General features: G+C 44.2%; 18 protein-coding genes. 11 read left to right on the forward strand and 7 right to left on the reverse strand.

Annotated features, from left to right (window positions below):
• Window positions 1–36 precede the first annotated feature (36 nt).
• Window positions 37–603, reverse strand: a complete 567-nt coding sequence (lmrA, locus tag NYE49_RS01530; RefSeq protein ID WP_047182028.1) for a transcriptional regulator LmrA — start codon at window positions 601–603, stop codon at window positions 37–39.
• A gap of 216 nt (window positions 604–819) precedes the next feature.
• Here lmrA and ansZ point away from each other — a divergent pair, with 216 nt between their 5' ends.
• Window positions 820–1,947, forward strand: a complete 1,128-nt coding sequence (gene ansZ / locus NYE49_RS01535; protein WP_047182029.1) for an asparaginase AnsZ — start codon at window positions 820–822, stop codon at window positions 1,945–1,947.
• A gap of 162 nt (window positions 1,948–2,109) precedes the next feature.
• Window positions 2,110–2,748: a lipase LipA gene (lipA, locus tag NYE49_RS01540; RefSeq protein WP_047182030.1), complete on the forward strand. Its 639-nt coding sequence runs from the start codon at window positions 2,110–2,112 to the stop codon at window positions 2,746–2,748.
• Between the two features lie 37 nt (window positions 2,749–2,785).
• Here the strand turns inward: lipA and NYE49_RS01545 are convergent, their stop codons facing one another.
• Entirely contained in the window at window positions 2,786–3,169 is a 384-nt protein-coding gene (locus NYE49_RS01545; protein ID WP_047182031.1) for an RDD family protein, read from the reverse strand.
• Between the two features lie 234 nt (window positions 3,170–3,403).
• Between NYE49_RS01545 and NYE49_RS01550 the strand changes: the two genes are divergently transcribed.
• Window positions 3,404–4,480: a helix-turn-helix domain-containing protein gene (locus NYE49_RS01550; protein WP_003246276.1), complete on the forward strand. Its 1,077-nt coding sequence runs from the start codon at window positions 3,404–3,406 to the stop codon at window positions 4,478–4,480.
• A gap of 39 nt (window positions 4,481–4,519) precedes the next feature.
• Here the strand turns inward: NYE49_RS01550 and natK are convergent, their stop codons facing one another.
• On the reverse strand, window positions 4,520–5,476 hold the full coding sequence (gene natK, locus NYE49_RS01555; RefSeq protein WP_047182032.1) for a two-component system sensor histidine kinase NatK: 957 nt from the start codon (window positions 5,474–5,476) through the stop codon (window positions 4,520–4,522).
• A gap of 12 nt (window positions 5,477–5,488) precedes the next feature.
• A complete protein-coding gene (gene natR, locus NYE49_RS01560) occupies window positions 5,489–6,190 on the reverse strand; it encodes a two-component system response regulator NatR (RefSeq protein ID WP_003234759.1) in 702 nt (233 codons plus the stop codon).
• A 143-nt stretch (window positions 6,191–6,333) separates the two neighbouring features.
• On the opposite strand from natR, the gene natA reads away from it, so the two are divergent.
• The 3 genes from natA (at window position 6,334) to NYE49_RS01575 (ending at window position 9,303) form a co-directional block, all read left to right on the forward strand.
• The gene (natA, locus tag NYE49_RS01565; RefSeq protein WP_342410832.1) at window positions 6,334–7,074 is read left to right on the forward strand and encodes a sodium ABC transporter ATP-binding protein NatA; all 741 of its coding nucleotides are present in this window, start codon (window positions 6,334–6,336) and stop codon (window positions 7,072–7,074) included.
• Window positions 7,075–8,235, forward strand: coding sequence for a sodium ABC transporter permease NatB (gene natB / locus NYE49_RS01570; protein WP_047182033.1), 1,161 nt, complete (start codon window positions 7,075–7,077; stop codon window positions 8,233–8,235).
• 135 nt (window positions 8,236–8,370) lie between these two features.
• Entirely contained in the window at window positions 8,371–9,303 is a 933-nt protein-coding gene (locus NYE49_RS01575; protein WP_047182034.1) for an aldo/keto reductase, read from the forward strand.
• 38 nt (window positions 9,304–9,341) lie between these two features.
• On the opposite strand, the gene NYE49_RS01580 is transcribed toward NYE49_RS01575, so the two are convergent.
• Entirely contained in the window at window positions 9,342–10,406 is a 1,065-nt protein-coding gene (locus tag NYE49_RS01580; protein ID WP_003234750.1) for a DUF4352 domain-containing protein, read from the reverse strand.
• A 22-nt stretch (window positions 10,407–10,428) separates the two neighbouring features.
• Window positions 10,429–10,560, reverse strand: a complete 132-nt coding sequence (locus NYE49_RS01585) for a hypothetical protein (protein ID WP_003246334.1) — start codon at window positions 10,558–10,560, stop codon at window positions 10,429–10,431.
• A gap of 173 nt (window positions 10,561–10,733) precedes the next feature.
• On the opposite strand from NYE49_RS01585, the gene NYE49_RS01590 reads away from it, so the two are divergent.
• Both NYE49_RS01590 and NYE49_RS01595 read left to right on the forward strand, forming a co-directional pair.
• Window positions 10,734–12,155, forward strand: a complete 1,422-nt coding sequence (locus tag NYE49_RS01590; RefSeq protein ID WP_047182035.1) for a YcdB/YcdC domain-containing protein — start codon at window positions 10,734–10,736, stop codon at window positions 12,153–12,155.
• Between the two features lie 186 nt (window positions 12,156–12,341).
• Window positions 12,342–13,703 (forward strand): YcdB/YcdC domain-containing protein, encoded by a 1,362-nt coding sequence (locus tag NYE49_RS01595; RefSeq protein ID WP_047183527.1) that lies wholly within the window; start codon window positions 12,342–12,344, stop codon window positions 13,701–13,703.
• 7 nt (window positions 13,704–13,710) lie between these two features.
• Here NYE49_RS01595 and cwlK read toward each other — a convergent pair whose 3' ends face one another.
• The gene (gene cwlK / locus NYE49_RS01600; protein WP_047182036.1) at window positions 13,711–14,214 is read right to left on the reverse strand and encodes a peptidoglycan L-alanyl-D-glutamate endopeptidase CwlK; all 504 of its coding nucleotides are present in this window, start codon (window positions 14,212–14,214) and stop codon (window positions 13,711–13,713) included.
• Window positions 14,215–14,336: 122 nt separating this feature from the next.
• On the opposite strand from cwlK, the gene rapJ reads away from it, so the two are divergent.
• The 3 genes from rapJ (at window position 14,337) to NYE49_RS01615 (ending at window position 18,052) form a co-directional block, all read left to right on the forward strand.
• Window positions 14,337–15,458 (forward strand): response regulator aspartate phosphatase RapJ, encoded by a 1,122-nt coding sequence (rapJ, locus tag NYE49_RS01605; protein WP_015715201.1) that lies wholly within the window; start codon window positions 14,337–14,339, stop codon window positions 15,456–15,458.
• 107 nt (window positions 15,459–15,565) lie between these two features.
• Window positions 15,566–16,342, forward strand: coding sequence for an SDR family oxidoreductase (locus NYE49_RS01610; RefSeq protein ID WP_015382686.1), 777 nt, complete (start codon window positions 15,566–15,568; stop codon window positions 16,340–16,342).
• Between the two features lie 24 nt (window positions 16,343–16,366).
• The gene (locus NYE49_RS01615; RefSeq protein ID WP_047182037.1) at window positions 16,367–18,052 is read left to right on the forward strand and encodes an alpha-glucosidase; all 1,686 of its coding nucleotides are present in this window, start codon (window positions 16,367–16,369) and stop codon (window positions 18,050–18,052) included.
• Window positions 18,053–18,190: the final 138 nt, after the last annotated feature.

Here is an 18,190-nt window from a genome sequence, read left to right on the forward strand (position 1 = left end):
CCCCTCTCTATCAACTGCATGTAGTATGTCGTTTTTTTATCTCTTCAGCAGGTCATGAATGCAGCTGGAGATATGAAGGAGCGGCGTACTGTTTTTTGCCGTCAAAGATAAAAGGATGCCGCCTTCAATCATCGCATTAACCACAGTGCTGGCTTCTTTTGCACGGCTCTCGCTGCAGCCAGTCTGCCGCAGTTTTTCCTCATACACAGAAGCCCATTCTTTGTAGGCTTCATGACAGGCTTCGCGCAACGATTCGCTTTTCAATGACGTCTCAGCCGCTAGCAAGCCCACAGGCAAGCCTTCAATGTCTTCCGTACATGAAAACTGGCAGGAGAGCTCCTTCAAAAAGGCTTGAATGCCTTCCGCTGGATCGGTGTAGGCTTCCATGCAGTCCGCGATCTTCTGACGGATATACTCCTTCATCTCATTCACGGCTTCGATCGCAAGCTGTTCTTTACCCCCGGGAAAGTGGTAGTAAAGAGAGCCTTTAGGCGCGCCGCTTTCCTTTATAATCTGGTTCAGCCCCGTGCCGTAATACCCTTGCAGCTGAAAAAGCCGGGTAGCTGCCGAAAGGATTTTCTCACGGGAATCTCCATAACTCATAACATTCCCACCTTACTGAATTGCAATCAAAAATATAGTGACTGGTCTATTATCCTGATTCAATCATCAATTGTCAAGAAAAAATCATTGTATGAAAAGACAAAAAAAGAAGGATATAACAACAAAAAATACTGAGAGAAAAGCTGACTGATCTTTTGACTGAATAGATAAAATATTCAATGATTAATCATCATATGGATGTAAGGAGAGAAATAGATGAAAAAACAACGAATGCTCGTACTTTTTACCGCACTATTGTTTGTTTTTACCGGATGTTCACATTCTCCTGAAACAAAAGAATCCCCGAAAGAAAAAACGCAGACACAAAAAGTCTCTTCGGCTTCTGCATCTGAAAAAAAGGATCTGCCGAATATTAGAATTTTAGCGACAGGAGGCACGATAGCTGGTGCCGATCAATCGAAAACCTCAACGACTGAATATAAAGCAGGTGTTGTCGGCGTTGAATCACTGATCGAGGCAGTTCCAGAAATGAAGGACATTGCAAACGTCAGCGGCGAGCAGATTGTTAACGTCGGCAGCACAAATATTGATAATAAAATATTGTTGAAGCTGGCGAAACGCATCAACCACTTGCTCGCTACAGATGATGTAGACGGAATCGTCGTGACTCATGGAACAGATACATTGGAGGAAACCGCTTATTTTTTGAATCTCACCGTGAAAAGTGATAAACCGGTTGTTATTGTCGGTTCGATGAGACCTTCCACAGCCATCAGCGCTGATGGGCCTTCTAACCTGTACAATGCAGTGAAAGTGGCAGGTGCACCTGAGGCAAAAGGGAAAGGGACGCTTGTTGTTCTTAACGACCGGATTGCCTCAGCCCGATATGTCACCAAAACAAACACAACCACAACAGATACATTTAAATCAGAAGAAATGGGCTTCGTCGGAACAATTGCAGATGATATCTATTTTAATAATGAGATTACCCGTAAGCATACGAAGGACACGGATTTCTCGGTTTCTAATCTTGATGAACTGCCGCAGGTTGACATTATCTATGGATACCAAAATGACGGAAGCTACCTGTTTGACGCTGCTGTAAAAGCCGGAGCAAAGGGGATTGTATTTGCCGGTTCTGGGAACGGGTCTTTATCTGATGCAGCCGAAAAAGGGGCGGACAGCGCAGTCAAAAAAGGCGTCACAGTGGTGCGCTCTACCCGCACGGGAAATGGTGTCGTCACACCAAACCAAGACTATGCGGAAAAGGACCTGCTGGCATCGAACTCTTTAAACCCCCAAAAAGCACGGATGTTGCTGATGCTTGCGCTTACCAAAACAAATGATCCTCAAAAAATCCAAGCTTATTTCAATGAGTATTGAAGAAAAGAAGGCGAATAAGCCTTCTTTTTTTTGGCTTTTTAGGACCAATAATGACCTCTGAATCTTAAAATTTCTTTAAAAATAAGTCAAAATTACCCTTTACTTAATTAATTTGGTAACGTAATATAATTGGAGAATTTGTTACAAAAAAAGGAGGATATTATGAAATTTGTAAAAAGAAGGATCATTGCACTTGTAACAATTTTGATGCTGTCTGTTACATCGCTGTTTGCGTTGCAGCCGTCAGCAAAAGCCGCTGAACACAATCCAGTCGTTATGGTTCACGGTATTGGAGGGGCATCATTCAATTTTGCGGGGATTAAGAGCTATCTCGTATCTCAGGGCTGGTCGCGGGACAAGCTGTATGCAGTTGATTTTTGGGACAAGACAGGGACAAATTATAACAATGGCCCGGTATTATCACGATTTGTGCAAAAAGTTTTAGATGAAACGGGCGCGAAAAAAGTGGATATTGTCGCTCACAGCATGGGGGGCGCGAACACACTTTACTACATAAAAAATCTGGACGGCGGAAATAAAATTGCAAACGTCGTAACGCTTGGCGGCGCCAACCGTTTGACGACAGGCAAGGCGCTTCCGGGAACAGATCCAAATCAAAAGATTTTATACACATCCATTTACAGCAGTGCCGATATGATTGTCATGAATTACTTATCAAGATTAGATGGTGCTAGAAACGTTCAAATCCATGGCGTTGGACACATCGGCCTTCTGTACAGCAGCCAAGTCAACAGCCTGATTAAAGAAGGGCTGAACGGCGGGGGCCAGAATACAAACTAATGAGATCAATAACCTTGAAGAGTCCTATTCTTCAAGGTTATTCTGCTTTCAGCACAATGGTTTTCGCCGCCATATCATGAACGGTTTGCTTTTTCTTCGTAAATGCGGCTGTCAAATAGATCAGGCGGGAGAATACATGCACCCACGCTATGATATAACGGACAATCGCCTGTAGGAAAGAAATTTTCTCGTGTGTTTCGTCTCTTACGATTTGCAGTCCGATGATTTTTTTGCCCAGTGTGCCCTTCCAATTTGTCAGCGGCATCAGCAAAGGATACACAAGCAACATGAGTATGGCGACAATAATGACGCCTGCGGAGCCGTCGCCAAACGTAAATCCGGCAGCCAAAATCACTGCTGCGGCAATGATTACATCAAGTATAAGAGCGCAGGCGCGCAGCATAAAACCAGCTAGTTCCAACTTAAACACTCCTTAAAATTTTAGATAAATACCTAATGATTGTAAAAAAGAAGGGCCTAAAGTGGGAATAGGTGATAAGCCTTAATTCACAAAAGATGATGAAAATGTCATAGGTAAATTGGCATAATCAGCCGGATAATCATATTACCAAATTCTTTTTTAGCCCGAAACCAAGCCCTCAGAAGTTATTTTTGTTAAAATAGAAAAGTTACAACAGAATTCGGAGGGTTTATTGTGGGAAAAGTGAAACGAAATGCCCCTTGCCCGTGCGGCAGCGGCAAGAAATATAAAAAATGCTGCGGAAGTAAAGTTGTCGACTTCCCGGCGGAACTAGCGGCAAAAGAAGCGAAACAAATTCAGGAAGACTTAGTGGAGTACGCCTTCACAGTACATAGAGAAAGCATTTCAGGCTTTATCAACCAGCATGATTTTCTTTCTGCTATGGACAGACAGACGAAAGACATCAGCGTATTTAACTTAGGAATCTGGGGAATCTTCTTCCACCCGCTTGCTGGTGAGAAGACAATCTTCGAAGAGTACCTTCAGAAAAAAGGCGATTCGATCACTCGTCCGAAAACGCGTGAGATCGTAGAATCATGGCAGAGCATGACGCCTGCTTTATTGCTGCTGAAGGACCTGAAGGAAGGCATCATTCACTTTGAAGATGTCATTACGGCAAAACAATTCGAAGTGGAAATGGACGCCAGCAATCAAGACCTTCCTCCAGTGGGGAGCCTGATTCTTGGATACCCAATCCACGAAGCGGAAAAAGCAGAATTCTTCATGCAGTTCACGATCTTCCCGGTGAAGAGAACAGAAGCTCTGATCAGCAAGGTGAAGAAATATGCGGATGCCGCTGTGAAGGACGGCAAAACGCCGGAGGACTTCATGAAGCAGGAATTCAACAACGTTCTGTTCGCGTTGTTAGCTGAGAAAGATGAAGAGCCACAAGCAGAGAAAGCGGAAGTAAGCACTGTTGAGTGGGCAAACGACTTGGAGAAAGAAACCGCTGCGGCTATTGAAGAAGGCATGAGCGGTGAAGAGTATCCGACTGAATTGATCCCAGCTGTTATTGACATCTGGAAAACATTCTGCGAGAAAAAATCACCTGTCATCAGAAAGCCCGAAGCTTTTGCGGCGGCAGTTGAATATTATGTAAACGCGATTTCTCTTAACGGCGCGTCCGTTTCTCAAGCTAAACTGGCGAAAAAATACGGCGTCAGCGCATCAACGATTTCCAGCCGTTACAAAGAAATTGAAAGCACGCTGCAGGATGAAGCGGATCGTTTTGCACAAGCGTTATCCTCATAATGAAAAAAACCTTGAAAAGCCAGGCTTTTCAAGGTTTTTTTATTTCTGAAACGGAATTTTGATTTCTAACCGGAAGACGGGGTGGCGGTAGGTAAAATCCAGCCTGCCAAAAGCGCTCTTCACCAGTTTTTGAATGATATATGTGCCCATGCCTTCATGAGCGCCGTTTTTCGTTGAGCGGCCAAACGATTGATAGATTGTATCGAGCACTTTTGGGTCCATCCCGGGAGTGCTGTTTTCACAAGTCAGTACATAAAGTCCGCTGCGCAGTGAAGTCTCCAGTTTAATCTCTGCTTTTTCTCGGGCCTCCGCCGCGCTGTCGAGCGCATTCTCTAATATGTTGCCGACCAAGCTGACCTGATCAGCAGGCGAAAACGGAAGGGAAGAAAGCGGTGTATGCATATGCAGCGAAACACTCACATTCGAGGCGCGGGCTTTTTCTAAAAAATCATAAAGCACCCCTGCAACGTACGCGTTCTCTCCTTTCAAAAAACGGTCATATTGACTGTATTGATCCGCCCAGTTTTGAATATATGCTTGTGTATCTGCCTTGGGCTGAGCTGATTTGATTGCAGTGATATGTTTCATTGTGTCATGATTCCGGCTTCTGACATCAATCAGCATTTGATTGGCGTGCTGTTCAGCCTGAGTCAGCTTATCAATTTGATCAGAAAGCCTTGCCTGCAAAGCAGACTGTCCGATACGGAGCCCTTCACACCCTGCAAATATCGCGATTACACATAATGCCGGCATGATGTTTGTGCCGATAAGCACCACTCCCGCCGACATCACTTGAATCACGGCAATCCATGCACAAAGACCTGAGGAACAGTGTTTCCACACCCGCTTCGTTTTCCAAATGTACAATCCTGCAGCAGCTGCGCCTAAAACAGCGGTGAGCCAAGAGACGGCTGTGCTGTGTGAAAGAGCAGCAGCTCCCTGATAACATATGAAACTAAATAAAATCAGATAAAGACATTGAAAAAGGGTAATCACGTACTAAACTCCTCAAAAATAGTAGTTTTGAAAATAATCAAGCTGCTGCTTGGTGATCATCGCTTTTTTAGACGTTCCCTCAAAGGAAACTGTAAATGAATGCTTGGTATAAGCGGAAAAATGCTTTATGTAATGAATGTTGATAATAAAGGAACGATGCGAACGAAGAAAATCTTTTTCGGGCAGGTCGCCTTTAATATCATTTAATGTTTGATACGTTTGCACCTCTTCGGCGGTTGTCACAATCGTCGTCGAACGTCCCGTCCGTTCTGCGAAAATAATATCCTTCTTTTGCAGGACATGCATTTCAGACTTTTGCTTTATCAATATACGCCCATTCAAACTCGTTTCCGTTTTCTTTTTCAAGTACCGGTCGAAGGAAGCGGCCAGACGGTCGGCATAGTACGGCTTCATAATATAATCATGGACGTTCAGGTCAAAGGCGTGAACCGCATAACCGCCGTGGCCGGTAACAAAAATCACATCCACATCAAGTGAATGGGATTTGATCAAATCAGCAAGCTCGTAGCCAGACATATGGGGCATCTCGATATCGGCAAGCAGCAGATCAATGTCTCCGTTCTTTACCCGCCTGTAGGCTTCCTTCGCTGAATCGGTGGAAAAGACAATTTCGACGTCCTGCATTCTGGACACGATCGCTTCCAGCTTCTCTAAATCTACTCGATAATCATCTACAAGTCCGACTTTTACCATTATCATTCCCCTAGTTACATAGAATCATCTTTATTCTATCCCATTTCGCGACATAAAAAGAACTCTTCGCGACAACTTTATCCAACTAATCCAGCTTTTCGTATATAGTCATTACTAGAAATAAAGATAAGGGAGATTGTGACATGATTACACTGACCGATTGCAGCCGCAGGTTTCAGGATAAGAAAAAAGTAGTCAAAGCGGTGCGAGATGTAAGTTTAACAATTGAAAAAGGAGAAGTCGTCGGCATTCTCGGAGAAAACGGTGCCGGCAAAACCACGATGCTGAGAATGATTGCTTCCTTGCTTGAACCATCACAGGGTGTAATCACAGTAGACGGCTTTGACACGGTCAAGCAGCCGGCTGAGGTCAAAAAAAGAATCGGTGTCTTATTCGGAGGAGAAACCGGGCTTTACGACAGGATGACCGCTAAAGAAAATCTCCAATACTTCGGCAGGCTGTATGGGCTGAACCGCCACGAGATCAAAGCAAGAATAGAAGATTTATCGAAACGGTTCGGCATGCGCGATTATATGAACCGGAGAGTGGGCGGGTTTTCGAAAGGCATGAGGCAGAAAGTCGCCATTGCCAGAGCGCTGATTCACGATCCGGACATCATTTTATTTGATGAGCCGACAACTGGGCTTGATATTACGTCAAGCAACATCTTCCGCGAATTTATTCAGCAGCTGAAAAGAGAACAAAAAACGATTCTTTTCTCCAGCCACATTATGGAGGAAGTGCAGGCGCTCTGTGACAGTGTCATCATGATTCACAGCGGAGAGGTGATTTACCGAGGAGCGCTTGAATCCCTATACGAGAGCAAGCGCAGTGAGGATTTGAATTACATCTTTATGTCTAAGCTTGTCAGGGGGATTTCTTAAATGCTGAGCCATATTTATAAAAAAGAAATGATCGACGCTTTGCGCGACAGAAAAACGATTTTACTCACAATCTTAGTGCCGATGATTATGATGCTTGGACTTGTCTTCTTTTATGAAAGCATGCTGTCCGACAAAGGGGAGCAGTACACGCTGGCTGTCGGCCATTCGCTTCCGCCCGCACTGGAAAGCAAGCTTAATGAGATTGACGAAATCAGCGTAAAAACATTTGCAAAGCCTGAAGAGGCAGTTGATGAAGGAAAAGCAGATGCCTATCTGAACGTCCCGAAAGAGTTCGACTCTTATGTCAACAGCATGACACCTTTTAAGGTTGATGTTTACGGCAATTCAATCGATCAAGGGTCGTCAAATGCCATGCAGTTTGTGCAGTCTGCCTTAGATCAGTACAAAAATGAAATTGTGCAGCAACGTTTAACAAATAAGCATATTGATCAATCGGTGATCCAGCCGTTTACGATTCAGCAAAAGGAAGCGGATGAGGAGAAAGGGACTTCCGCTATTATGCTTTCCGCCATTCTGCCCATGCTGATTCTGACTTCCATTGTTTCCGGCGCAATGCCGATCGCTCTTGATATCATGGCCGGTGAAAAGGACCGGAAGTCAATCGAGGCGCTGCTATTAACGCCAGTCAGCAGAAACAAAATGCTGGTCGGCAAGTGGCTTGCGGTTTCCACTTTTGGCGTGGCTTCAGGTGTATTGGCTTTGGTGTTTTTGATTTTGTCCACCGTGTTATTTACCGAAAATTTAAAAACGGCCTTCCAGCTGGGAGATCATATGTGGATTGTAATCGGCGCTTCAGCCTTAATCATTGTGCTCTCTGCATTGCTGATCTCTGCGATGGAGCTTTTCATCAGCATCATGTCCAGCTCGGTAAAAGAAGCGCAAAGTTATATGTCTCTCGTCGTCTTTCTGCCTGTGTTCCCGATGTTTTTCATCTTCAGCAAGGCACCGAACCAATTTGACTTATCATACTTTCTCATCCCGTTTCTGAACCTGCATGCGTTATTTAAACAGCTTTTATTCGGGATGGTTGACTCGGCTGCCATTTTGTCTACGTCAGGAACCATCGCCGTGCTCATCGCCATCTTCTTTTTACTAGCCAGAGCCTGCTTCCTGAAAGACAAATGGGTTCTTCCAAAATAAACTTGCGAAAGGAGAAATACACTTTCTCCTTTTTGTATATCCTGAAAAAAGAAGGAAAATAGAAAAAGGATATCTAATACAAAAAGTGACCCTGCACTATTTTTCATCAAAATTGGTTTCAAAGGAGAAGGAACAATGGATCAAACACGTACACTCGGCAAAACGAAGCTGAAGGTGAAGCGGATCGGATTCGGCGCGAATGCGGTCGGCGGGCATAATCTATTTCCAAATCTAAATGATGAAACAGGGAAGGATTTAGTGCGCACGGCATTGGATGGCGGCGTCAATTTTATCGATACCGCCTTTATATATGGATTGGGGCGATCTGAAGAATTAATCGGCGAAGTCTTACAGGAACGCGGCGTGCGGAATGAGCTCATCATCGCCACCAAAGGAGCTCATAAAGAAGTGGACGGCAGCATTGAATTAGACAATAGCCGGGAGTTTCTTCGCAGCGAGGTCGAGAAGAGCCTGAAGCGGCTGAAAACAGATTACATTGATTTGTATTATGTTCACTTTCCGGATGGAAAAACACCTCTCGCTGAAGTGGCGGGCACTTTGAAAGAGCTGAAGGATGAGGGGAAAATCAAAGCAATCGGCGCTTCGAACCTCGATTATCAGCAATTGCAGGAATTTAATGCTGACGGCTATTTGGAGGTCTTCCAGGCCGAATATTCTCTCATACAGCGTGATGCCGAGAAAGAGCTTCTTCCGTACTGTGAAAAACAAGGCATCTCCTTTATTCCTTACTTTCCGCTTGCGTCCGGACTGCTGACAGGAAAATTCACGCGAGACACCGTCTTTGATGATTTCAGAAAGGATAAACCTCAATTTCAGGGTGAAACGTTTATCCACAATCTCAAAAAAGTAGATAAGCTGAAAGCAGTAGCGGAGGAAAAACAAGCGGATACGGCACATGTCGCCTTGGCGTGGCTGTTAACGAGACCGGCGATTGATGCCATTATTCCAGGAGCTAAACGACCTGAGCAATTACAGGATAACCTGAAAACCTTGAACATTGAACTGACCGAAGACGAAGTGAATTTCATCAGCGACATTTTTAAATAAAAAGGAAATAGCCGTCACGGCTATTTCCTTTTGGTGTTTTATTCTTTGATGAATGCTTCGACTAATTCTGCTGCTCTGTAATCATCCATATCAAGCTGCCATTGGTCGATGTCATTTTTCTTCATTTTCACTTCAACTGTTTTTTCAGATGAAGCAGGTCCAAGCTTTTTGAATTCCTCAGGATAGACTTGAAGCGCGTATTTCACTGCCTCTTCATAGCTGGCACTAGAGTTTTTACTGTAGTAGTCTTTCACTTTGTCTTCGATACGGTCTGAAAGAGAAGATGCATCTACAGGTTTAACTGTGGCTTCAACAATTGCTTCGTCTTTAGAGATTGAAGTCGTTTTTGCCTGAATGGAAGAGTTTTTGCTTAATCCCTCTTTAATGCCGTTCACGATATTATCAAGCGCTTTGCTGTCCGCATATGTGCTGGAAAGGCCGGAAGCTGAGAGATAACCGTCTTTGGCTGATTCATTAAAATCATTTACAATTTCATTTTTGTTAGCGCCGGTGATTTTTTCGAAATCGGCGTTATCTTTGCCGAAAAGAAGGACATCAACATAAGCTGATAACGCTTTTGCAGAATCTTGGAGCTTATCTGCCGTCGCCAGGATTTTTTTGTCTTTTCCGTCAATTTTAAAAGTAACTGATTTTGGCTTTTTATCACCGTAAGATTCCGGCGTATAGTTAAGCTCGTATTGCTTGCCTTTATCTACAACGAAGAAAAGATTTCCTTCAACGGATTTGTCAGCGTTAATCGTGCTGCCTTGAAGCTTTTCGCTATAGTCTTCAGGGTCTGTGTCAGACATTTTGGTATCACCTTGATACAATGTGAAATCCATACTGTCTACATTCAGCGGGTCTTTTCCTGTGTTTTTCACCGCGACATTGACTTTTAACACAAGCTGGTCATCTGAAGTGGACTTATCATATTTAGACGGAAGCGTGTAAGAGACATCCTTGATTTTGACTTGAGCTATATCTGAGCTTTTTTCTGTTTCTGATTCTTTCTTCTCCGCGCTTGTTTTGCTGCCGGAACAAGCAGCTGTAAACATCATCAGCAGAAGAATTAGGAAAACAGCGTACGTTTTTTTCTGAAACATTCATTTTTCCTCCTCAAATGGTTTAGGAAAGGGGAGTCTTTTGTCTTTGAGAAATGGATCTTTTTGAATGGATTAGCATCATATAACCAAAAAAATCAGTTCTTTTCTCACGGTTTTCACCGGATTTTCTGGAAACTCCGCCCTCCTTTGTCATGAATGGACCTATAAAAAGTTACAACGGAATTAATTTTAAGATTATTAGCTTTTATATTGAATAGGTTCATCATCCTATTTTTGGTGAAAAATGTTCTGGTAAAACTGGTAAACTCAGAAAACTGTGTATTTTAGACTATTACTTTTTGATTAGTTGGAGGGAACTTAAGAAGGATGAAAGGGGCTGCCTTTGTGAAGAAAGAGGGACTGAAACAAAAAGCACTGGAAATCGGCCGGGTGCCGACACACTTAAAACTGGAAATTGAAGATTATGGCGGTGATGACAAAAAAGCTCATTTTTGTTGGGCAGATCCTCAGGATGAGAATATCGGCATTATCGTGGAACTTGGACCGGACGGAGAGCTGGAATCCCTTTCCCGTGATATTGAACCTGAAAGCGGAGAAAGGCTGTCTGAGGAGAAACTAGAGGATATCATGCGCCAATTTGTCGAGACTCATCATCCGGGGGCACTCTCTGGCTTTGTTCGTGAAGAAAATGACCGTGCATACGGCAATAAAGTGAGATTTTCATATGTTCAAATGGAGGCTGGGCTTCCTCTCCCCATGAGCGGATTTATGGCTGATGTTTCCTTATCAGGTGAGATCGTTTACTTCCGCTATTACGGCGAAGCAGGCAGCATCATCAAGCCAAAGAGGGTCGCGGATGTTGAAGAGGCACTTGCCTTTATCAAGAAGGACGTGGAGTTCGACCTTTTGTTTCAGGTTCTCCATCGTTCTGTTTACGAAAATGGAGATGATCAGCCGCATTTGGTGTATGAGCCTGAATGTAGGGCGATTACCGTACCTGCGGATTTGGTTCAAGAAGAACAAGGAGGAGTTGATGATGACGATAATTACAGGGAGCCTGAGAGCTTTCCTCTCCCTTTATTCGAGGGCATCCACGAAAAGGCCGATCCTGACAGCATGATTGGTATTGAAAATGGGTTTGTCAAAGAGCGGGAAGCGGATTTGGGAGATGGGAGAATCGGAATCGTTTGGCGGAATCCGGATGACCCTGTGTATCAGCCGGCGGATAAAAGCATGGACAGCTGGTTTAAGGGACGGACTCATCAAGTGCTGAAAACCATCTATAACAAAGAAACCGGAAAACTTGAAGGCGTCATGTCATTTATGGAGAAAAAAGGGCCGCTGACAGTAACTTTGGCAGAGTGCGAAAAAATCGCGCTTCGCTTTCTGTTTGCTTTATTTCCGAATGCCGATCAATATTTTAGGATCAGATACGACGAAAAGGATGAAGAAGAAAACGCAGTCGCTGTTTTTACATTTGAAGCGCATTGTCACGGAGTTCCGATCCGATTTGGGCAGATCAAAATTTGTGTCAGCCGCCAGACAGGGTATATCACCGTTTATATGGGACCGGATATTGACCCAAATGAGCTGGCAACCATTAATCCTGTGCCGGCCATTTCAGTTGAACAAGCCAAGTCTATCTTTTGGCAGCATTTTAAAGTTGAGCTTGGCTGGGAAAGAGAATATCACGATAATGAAGAACACAGCTACCGGCTCGTCTATAGGCCGGTGTATCCGCGTTTTATCGATGCACATACAGGAGAGGCTGTCTTCAGCTTATGGTGAAACAGTCAAAAGTCACGCAATTGCCTCGGATATAGAAGAGAGTATGTGATGAAAGTAACAGAAAGAATCTTGAAAAACAATGACAATAATAGAAAAGGACCTTTCTTCACTTTAAATGAAGAAAGGTCTTTTTATATAATAAACAGGATTCTCTTTGTCGTAGACTCTTTGAAAGGGATGACTTCATTGGTTAATAAACAGCTGAAAAAGAAGGCGCAGGAGATCGGAAATGTACCGACGCATTATGAGCTTGAGATAGAAGATTACGACCAAAAGCAAAAGAAGAACGGGCAGGCATATTTTATCTGGAAGGACCCTAAAGATCCGGAAAAGCACATTACAGTTGAACTTAGAAATGACGGCGCTTTGCTCACCTTTTCAACAACTGTCCGCTCCGAGACAGACAAACAACTTCCAGATGCCGAGCTGAAGCTGACGGCTCTTCAGTTTGCCGCTGCCAATCATCCCGGCACATTTATGAATTTTCATTTTCAAGGCAAGGAAGAACGGGGGCAGCACATCCGGTTTGTCTATACCAAAATGGAGCTGGGGCTTCCGATTCCCAATTCAGGCTTTTTAATTGATATGACACGAAGCGGTCAGATTGTCCACTTTCTATATTACGGGGAAGGGCATAAAGCCGAAGTTCCGACAGAATTTGTAGCAAAAGAGAAGGTTGTGTCCCATTACTTAAACACAATGTCTTTTGAGCTGATGTATGATGTCATTGATGGCGAACAGGAACCAAGGCTTGTTTATGAACCGATTCTCCCGGGATACAGCTATCCCGCAGATATAGACGAAATTGTGCCCGACCAGCATATCGCAGATGAAAGAATAGAAAACACGGCGTCACTGCCGCCGCTTCAGAACAAGGAAGAAGTTGATATATTTGCCTTGCTGGGTTTTACCTCTGATATGCAGAAAGTCAGTGAAAGAGACTTTGGAGAACAAATTGGAAGCACATGGCGCAGGGGCGCTGCGCCGGAGCGTAAGGATTTAAGCATAGGAAGCTATTTTGAAACGAGAAATAAAAACACAATCAAAATGAAGACGGATAAAAGAACTGGAAAATTAAAAGCAGCGCTTTCTTTTATGGAGCGGCCGAACAACCGCCAATGCTCCACGGAAGAATGCCAAGAGATAGCGCTTCAATTTTTGTATGCCCTCTATCCGAGAGCGGCTGAGTTTTTCAGGGTGAATCCCGTCCGAATTGATGAGAGAGGGAGAGTCCGCAACCATTTTTCTGTCTGGTATAAAGGAGTGCCGCTGCGGTTCGGCGCTGCCCGCATCATTGTCAATCCGGAAACTGGGTTGATTGACGCTTTTATGGCGCCTGATATTGAACCTGAACAATTGGAAGCGATAAATCACAGGCCGGATGTTTCCGCTGAAGAAGCGAGAGAAGCGTTTTTAGCCGCTTTTGATGTGAAGCTGGAATGGCAGCCCGATTTTACTGCAGGCAGTGACCAGCACTACAAACTTGTCTATAAGCCGGTTTACCCTTCCTATATTGATGCGCACATAAGGAAAAAGAAAAGGCTGTGAGGGGTGTCTAGTTAGGAATCATCTCCAAGTGGGGGTAGTCCTTGAATCGTTTCCAATCCCCGCCCCATTCAAAACCGAGTGTCTTAGCGATCCCGACAACCTCCAGCCAATCTGATTTTCCGTTTTGATTGCCGTCATATTCCATATCCCATATGATGCTTCCATCCTTTTTTTGAAGGGCGAAATCAATCGCTAAACCATAGTTATGATACGATTCCCCTCCTCTTGCATAGGTGACAATATTCCCTTTTTTTGTACGTCCCTGTTTATATAATTCATCTTGTTCCTTAAAGGACCTGAATCCTTCAGTAATGACGACGGTAATGCCTTTATTCGCTGCAGCGGCTTTGAGTGCATCGGCATTCTGCTTCACAATCGGATGAAGATCCGAAGGGACAGGCATGTCCTGCAAGGCGTTTTGAGAATGCCATTCATGCCGAATATAACTAAAACAAAGATCTAGAAGAAATAGAATACATAAGATGACAAATGTTTTTGCGGGTAACTTCATATCGGTCTCACTTTCTCAAGATGTGCTGAATGTTAACGCTTTCAAGTGATTGACTCTCTCTAAAAGCGAACAGCTATGATAAAATATAACATAAATAGTAGCAGGAGGAAGGAGGCAGACCGATGAGAGCAAAGATTCCATCAGAAGAAGTAGCAGTAAAGCTGAATGAATGGTACAAGCTCATTCGCGCATTTGAAGCAGATCAAGCAGAAGCGTTAAAGCAGGAGATTGAATACGATTTAGAAGATATGGAAGAGAACCAGGACTTGCTTTTATATTTTTCTTTGATGGAATTCCGCCATCGAATCATGCTTGATAAGCTGATGCCGGTGAAAGACAGCGACACCAAGCCTCCGTTCTCTGATATGCTGAACGAAATTGAAAGCAATCAGCAAAAACTCACGGGCTTATTGGAATACTACTTTTATTATTTCAGAGGAATGTACGAATTCAAGCAGAAAAATTTCATATTAGCGATCGACCATTATAAACATGCCGAGGAAAAGCTCGAGTATGTCGAGGATGAGATCGAAAAAGCTGAGTTTCTTTTTAAAGTCGCAGAAGTGTATTATCACATCAAACAAACGTATTTTTCCATGAATTATGCGAGCCAGGCGCTTGATATCTATACGAAATATGAACTGTACGGTCGCCGCCGGGTTCAGTGTGAATTTATCATCGCCGGAAATTTGACCGATGTGTATCATCATGAAAAAGCACTGACCCACTTGTGCAGCGCTTTAGATCATGCCAGGCAGCTTGAAGAAGCATACATGATCGCCGCTGCCTATTATAATGTCGGACACTGTAAGTACAGTCTGGGTGATTACAAAGAAGCGGAGGGCTATTTCAAAACAGCCGCCGCCATTTTTGAGGAGCACAACTTTCAGCAAGCTGTTCAAGCTGTATTTTCACTGACCCATATCTACTGTAAAGAGGGAAAATACGACAAGGCAGTAGAGGCGTATGACCGCGGGATAAAGAGCGCGGCTGAATGGGAGGATGACATGTACTTGACGAAATTCCGCCTCATTCATGAGCTGTATCTTGGAAGCGGCGACCTGAACGTGCTTACAGAATGCTTTGACCTGCTGGAATCCAGGCAGCTTCTTGCCGACGCCGAAGATCTGCTGCATGATACAGCGGAACGTTTCAATCAGCTGGAACATTACGAGTCCGCCGCTTTCTTTTACCGCAGGCTGATGAATATTAAAAAGAAGCTTGCCGAGCAGCGTTTTCAATAGGAAATGGCAGAGAACTACAGGTTCTCTGCTTTTTTTGTGCTGTTTTCAACTCGGAAAAACAGGGTATTTTCCACTGCATAGTGAGAAATCAGAGGAGGATATCAAGTATGTACAAAGATTTAACCGGAAAAACAGCGATTGTGACAGGGTCTTCAAAAGGAATCGGGAAAGCCATTGCGGAACGGTTCGGACAGGAGAAAATGAATGTTGTTGTAAACTACCACAGCGACCCGTCTGGAGCCGATGAAACTCTGGAAATCATTAAGCAGAACGGAGGGAAAGCCGTCGCAGTTGAGGCGGACGTGTCAAAAGAAGAGGGGATTCAGGCGCTCTTGGACACAGCTTTAGAGCATTTCGGCACGCTCGATGTGATGGTAAACAACTCCGGTTTTAACGGCGTTGAGGCGATGCCGCATGAGATGAGTCTTGAAGATTGGCAGAGAGTGATTGATGTCAATGTTACCGGAACCTTTCTGGGAGCGAAAGCAGCACTTAACCACATGATGAAAAACAATATCAAGGGCAATGTGCTGAATATCTCAAGTGTTCATCAGCAGATTCCGCGCCCTGTAAATGTTCAGTATTCCACATCCAAAGGCGGCATCAAGATGATGACGGAAACGCTGGCGCTCAATTATGCGGATAAGGGAATCCGCGTCAATGCGATAGCGCCCGGCACCATTGCCACAGAATCAAATGTTGATACGAAAAAGGAAGAGAGCAGGCAAAAACAATTGAAAAAAATTCCGATGAAAGCCTTCGGAAAGCCTGAAGAAGTGGCGGCAGCAGCAGCTTGGCTCGTATCTGAGGAAGCAAGCTATGTGACCGGCACAACACTTTTCGTCGACGGCGGAATGACACTTTATCCATCTCAGCTTGAATAGAAGACAAAACAGGGGGATTGCGGGATGAAAACAGACTGGTGGAAGGATGCAGTGGTGTACCAAATTTACCCGAGAAGCTTTCAGGACAGCAATGGAGACGGAATTGGGGATTTGCGGGGGATTATTTCCCGTCTTGACTACATAAAGGAGCTCGGGGCAGATGTGATTTGGATTTGCCCGATCTATCCTTCTCCGAATGTTGATTACGGCTATGATGTGACAAACCATAAGGCGATTATGGATTCTTACGGAACAATGGACGATTTTCACGAGCTGCTGGACCAGGTGCATCAGCGGGGATTAAAGCTGGTGATGGACTTTGTGTTAAATCACACCTCGGTCGAGCATCCGTGGTTTAAAGAAGCGGAGCTGGACAAAAACAGTAAATACCGCAGCTATTATTATTGGCGTCCCGGCACAAAGAACGGCCCGCCGACGGACTGGCTCTCAGACTATGGATGCCCGGTCTGGCAATACGAAGAGCACACCGGAGAGTACTATCTCCATATGAATGCCGTCAAACAAGCTGATTTAAACTGGGAAAATCCCGAAGTTCGCCAGGCGGTGTATGACATGATGAAATTTTGGCTCGATAAAGGGGTCGACGGTTTGCGAATTGATCAGCTCCATCTCATTTCTAAGAAAGAATATCTTCCTTCGTATGAGGACTATATCAATCAGCAGGCAGAGCCGAGGCCCTTTCAGCCAAATGGCGAAAGAATCCATGACTATTTAAAAGAAATGACAGATGAAGTGTTTTCTCAATATGATGTCATGTCTGTCGGAGAGGTCGGCAGTGTCACACCGGAAGAAGGCCTGAAATATACGGGAACAGATATGCATGAGCTGAATATGATTTTTCACTTTCAGCATATGGAGCTTGATCAGCAGCCCGGAAAAGAACATTGGGATTTGAAGCCCCTTGAGCTTTCTGATTTAAAATCGGTTTTGACAAAATGGCAAAAGAAGCTTGAACATCAAGGCTGGAATACATTGTTTTGGTGCAACCACGACCAGCCCCGGATTGTGTCCAGATTCGGAGACGATGGGGAATACCGTAAAACATCAGCGAAAATGCTGGCAACCGTACTTTATTTTATGAAGGGCACGCCGTATATTTATCAGGGAGAAGAAATCGGGATGACAAATGCGCCGTTTACCCGGATTGAAGACTACAAAGATATCCAAACGATCAATATGTATCATAAACGGGTGTTTGAAAAAGGCTATGATCCAAATGATGTGATGAGATCGATCTTAGCCAAAAGCCGGGATCACGCCCGGACCCCGATGCAGTGGAACAGCGGCAAAAATGCCGGATTTACTGACGGCACGCCTTGGCTGAAGGTCAATCCGAACTTCACCGCAATCAATGTGGAGGAAGCGCAGGGAGATCCTGATTCGGTCTTAATCTATTACAAAAAGCTGATCAGCCTGAGAAAGCAGTACGCTGACCTCATGAAAGGGAGCTTTGATCTTTTGCTTCCGGACGATCCGCAGTTGTTTGTATACATGAGAGAAAACAGTAAACAGCAGCTTTTGTCGGTCAATAATTTTTCAAAAGAGCAGGCTGTTTTTCAGTGGCCTAAGAACTGCGGCAAAGCTCAGGCCTCTCTGCTTCTCAGCAATTATAACAACGATGATCTTGCTGACGAAATGGTGTTCCGGCCTTATGAGAGCAGGGTTTATCTTCTGGACAAAACAAACTAATGATTTAAGTAGCCCGGCATTCTTAGCCGGGTTTTTTTAGTACATATATTCGCTCTGCAGGCGGGAAGAATAAATGAAAATGAAATTTATTCTTGCAAAACGTAATGACTTCGGTTTATTATGATATAGGATTACAAA

Source organism: Bacillus sp. FSL L8-0358 (assembly GCF_038593095.1).
Classification (GTDB): Bacteria; Bacillota; Bacilli; order Bacillales; family Bacillaceae; genus Bacillus; species Bacillus subtilis.

Bases quoted from the DNA above. Each gene is read 5' to 3' on its own strand.
- rapJ (WP_015715201.1), top strand. From the start codon at position 14,337: ATGAGAGCAAAGATTCCATCAGAAGAAGTAGCAGTAAAGCTGAATGAA.
- cwlK (WP_047182036.1), bottom strand. From the start codon at position 14,214: ATGAAGTTACCCGCAAAAACATTTGTCATCTTATGTATTCTATTTCTT.
- NYE49_RS01580 (WP_003234750.1), bottom strand. From the start codon at position 10,406: ATGTTTCAGAAAAAAACGTACGCTGTTTTCCTAATTCTTCTGCTGATG.
- natB (WP_047182033.1), top strand. From the start codon at position 7,075: ATGCTGAGCCATATTTATAAAAAAGAAATGATCGACGCTTTGCGCGAC.
- natA (WP_342410832.1), top strand. From the start codon at position 6,334: ATGATTACACTGACCGATTGCAGCCGCAGGTTTCAGGATAAGAAAAAA.
- ansZ (WP_047182029.1), top strand. From the start codon at position 820: ATGAAAAAACAACGAATGCTCGTACTTTTTACCGCACTATTGTTTGTT.
- NYE49_RS01590 (WP_047182035.1), top strand. From the start codon at position 10,734: ATGAAAGGGGCTGCCTTTGTGAAGAAAGAGGGACTGAAACAAAAAGCA.
- NYE49_RS01615 (WP_047182037.1), top strand. From the start codon at position 16,367: ATGAAAACAGACTGGTGGAAGGATGCAGTGGTGTACCAAATTTACCCG.
- NYE49_RS01610 (WP_015382686.1), top strand. From the start codon at position 15,566: ATGTACAAAGATTTAACCGGAAAAACAGCGATTGTGACAGGGTCTTCA.
- natR (WP_003234759.1), bottom strand. From the start codon at position 6,190: ATGGTAAAAGTCGGACTTGTAGATGATTATCGAGTAGATTTAGAGAAG.
- NYE49_RS01585 (WP_003246334.1), bottom strand. From the start codon at position 10,560: ATGACAAAGGAGGGCGGAGTTTCCAGAAAATCCGGTGAAAACCGTGAG.
- NYE49_RS01575 (WP_047182034.1), top strand. From the start codon at position 8,371: ATGGATCAAACACGTACACTCGGCAAAACGAAGCTGAAGGTGAAGCGG.
- lmrA (WP_047182028.1), bottom strand. From the start codon at position 603: ATGAGTTATGGAGATTCCCGTGAGAAAATCCTTTCGGCAGCTACCCGG.
- lipA (WP_047182030.1), top strand. From the start codon at position 2,110: ATGAAATTTGTAAAAAGAAGGATCATTGCACTTGTAACAATTTTGATG.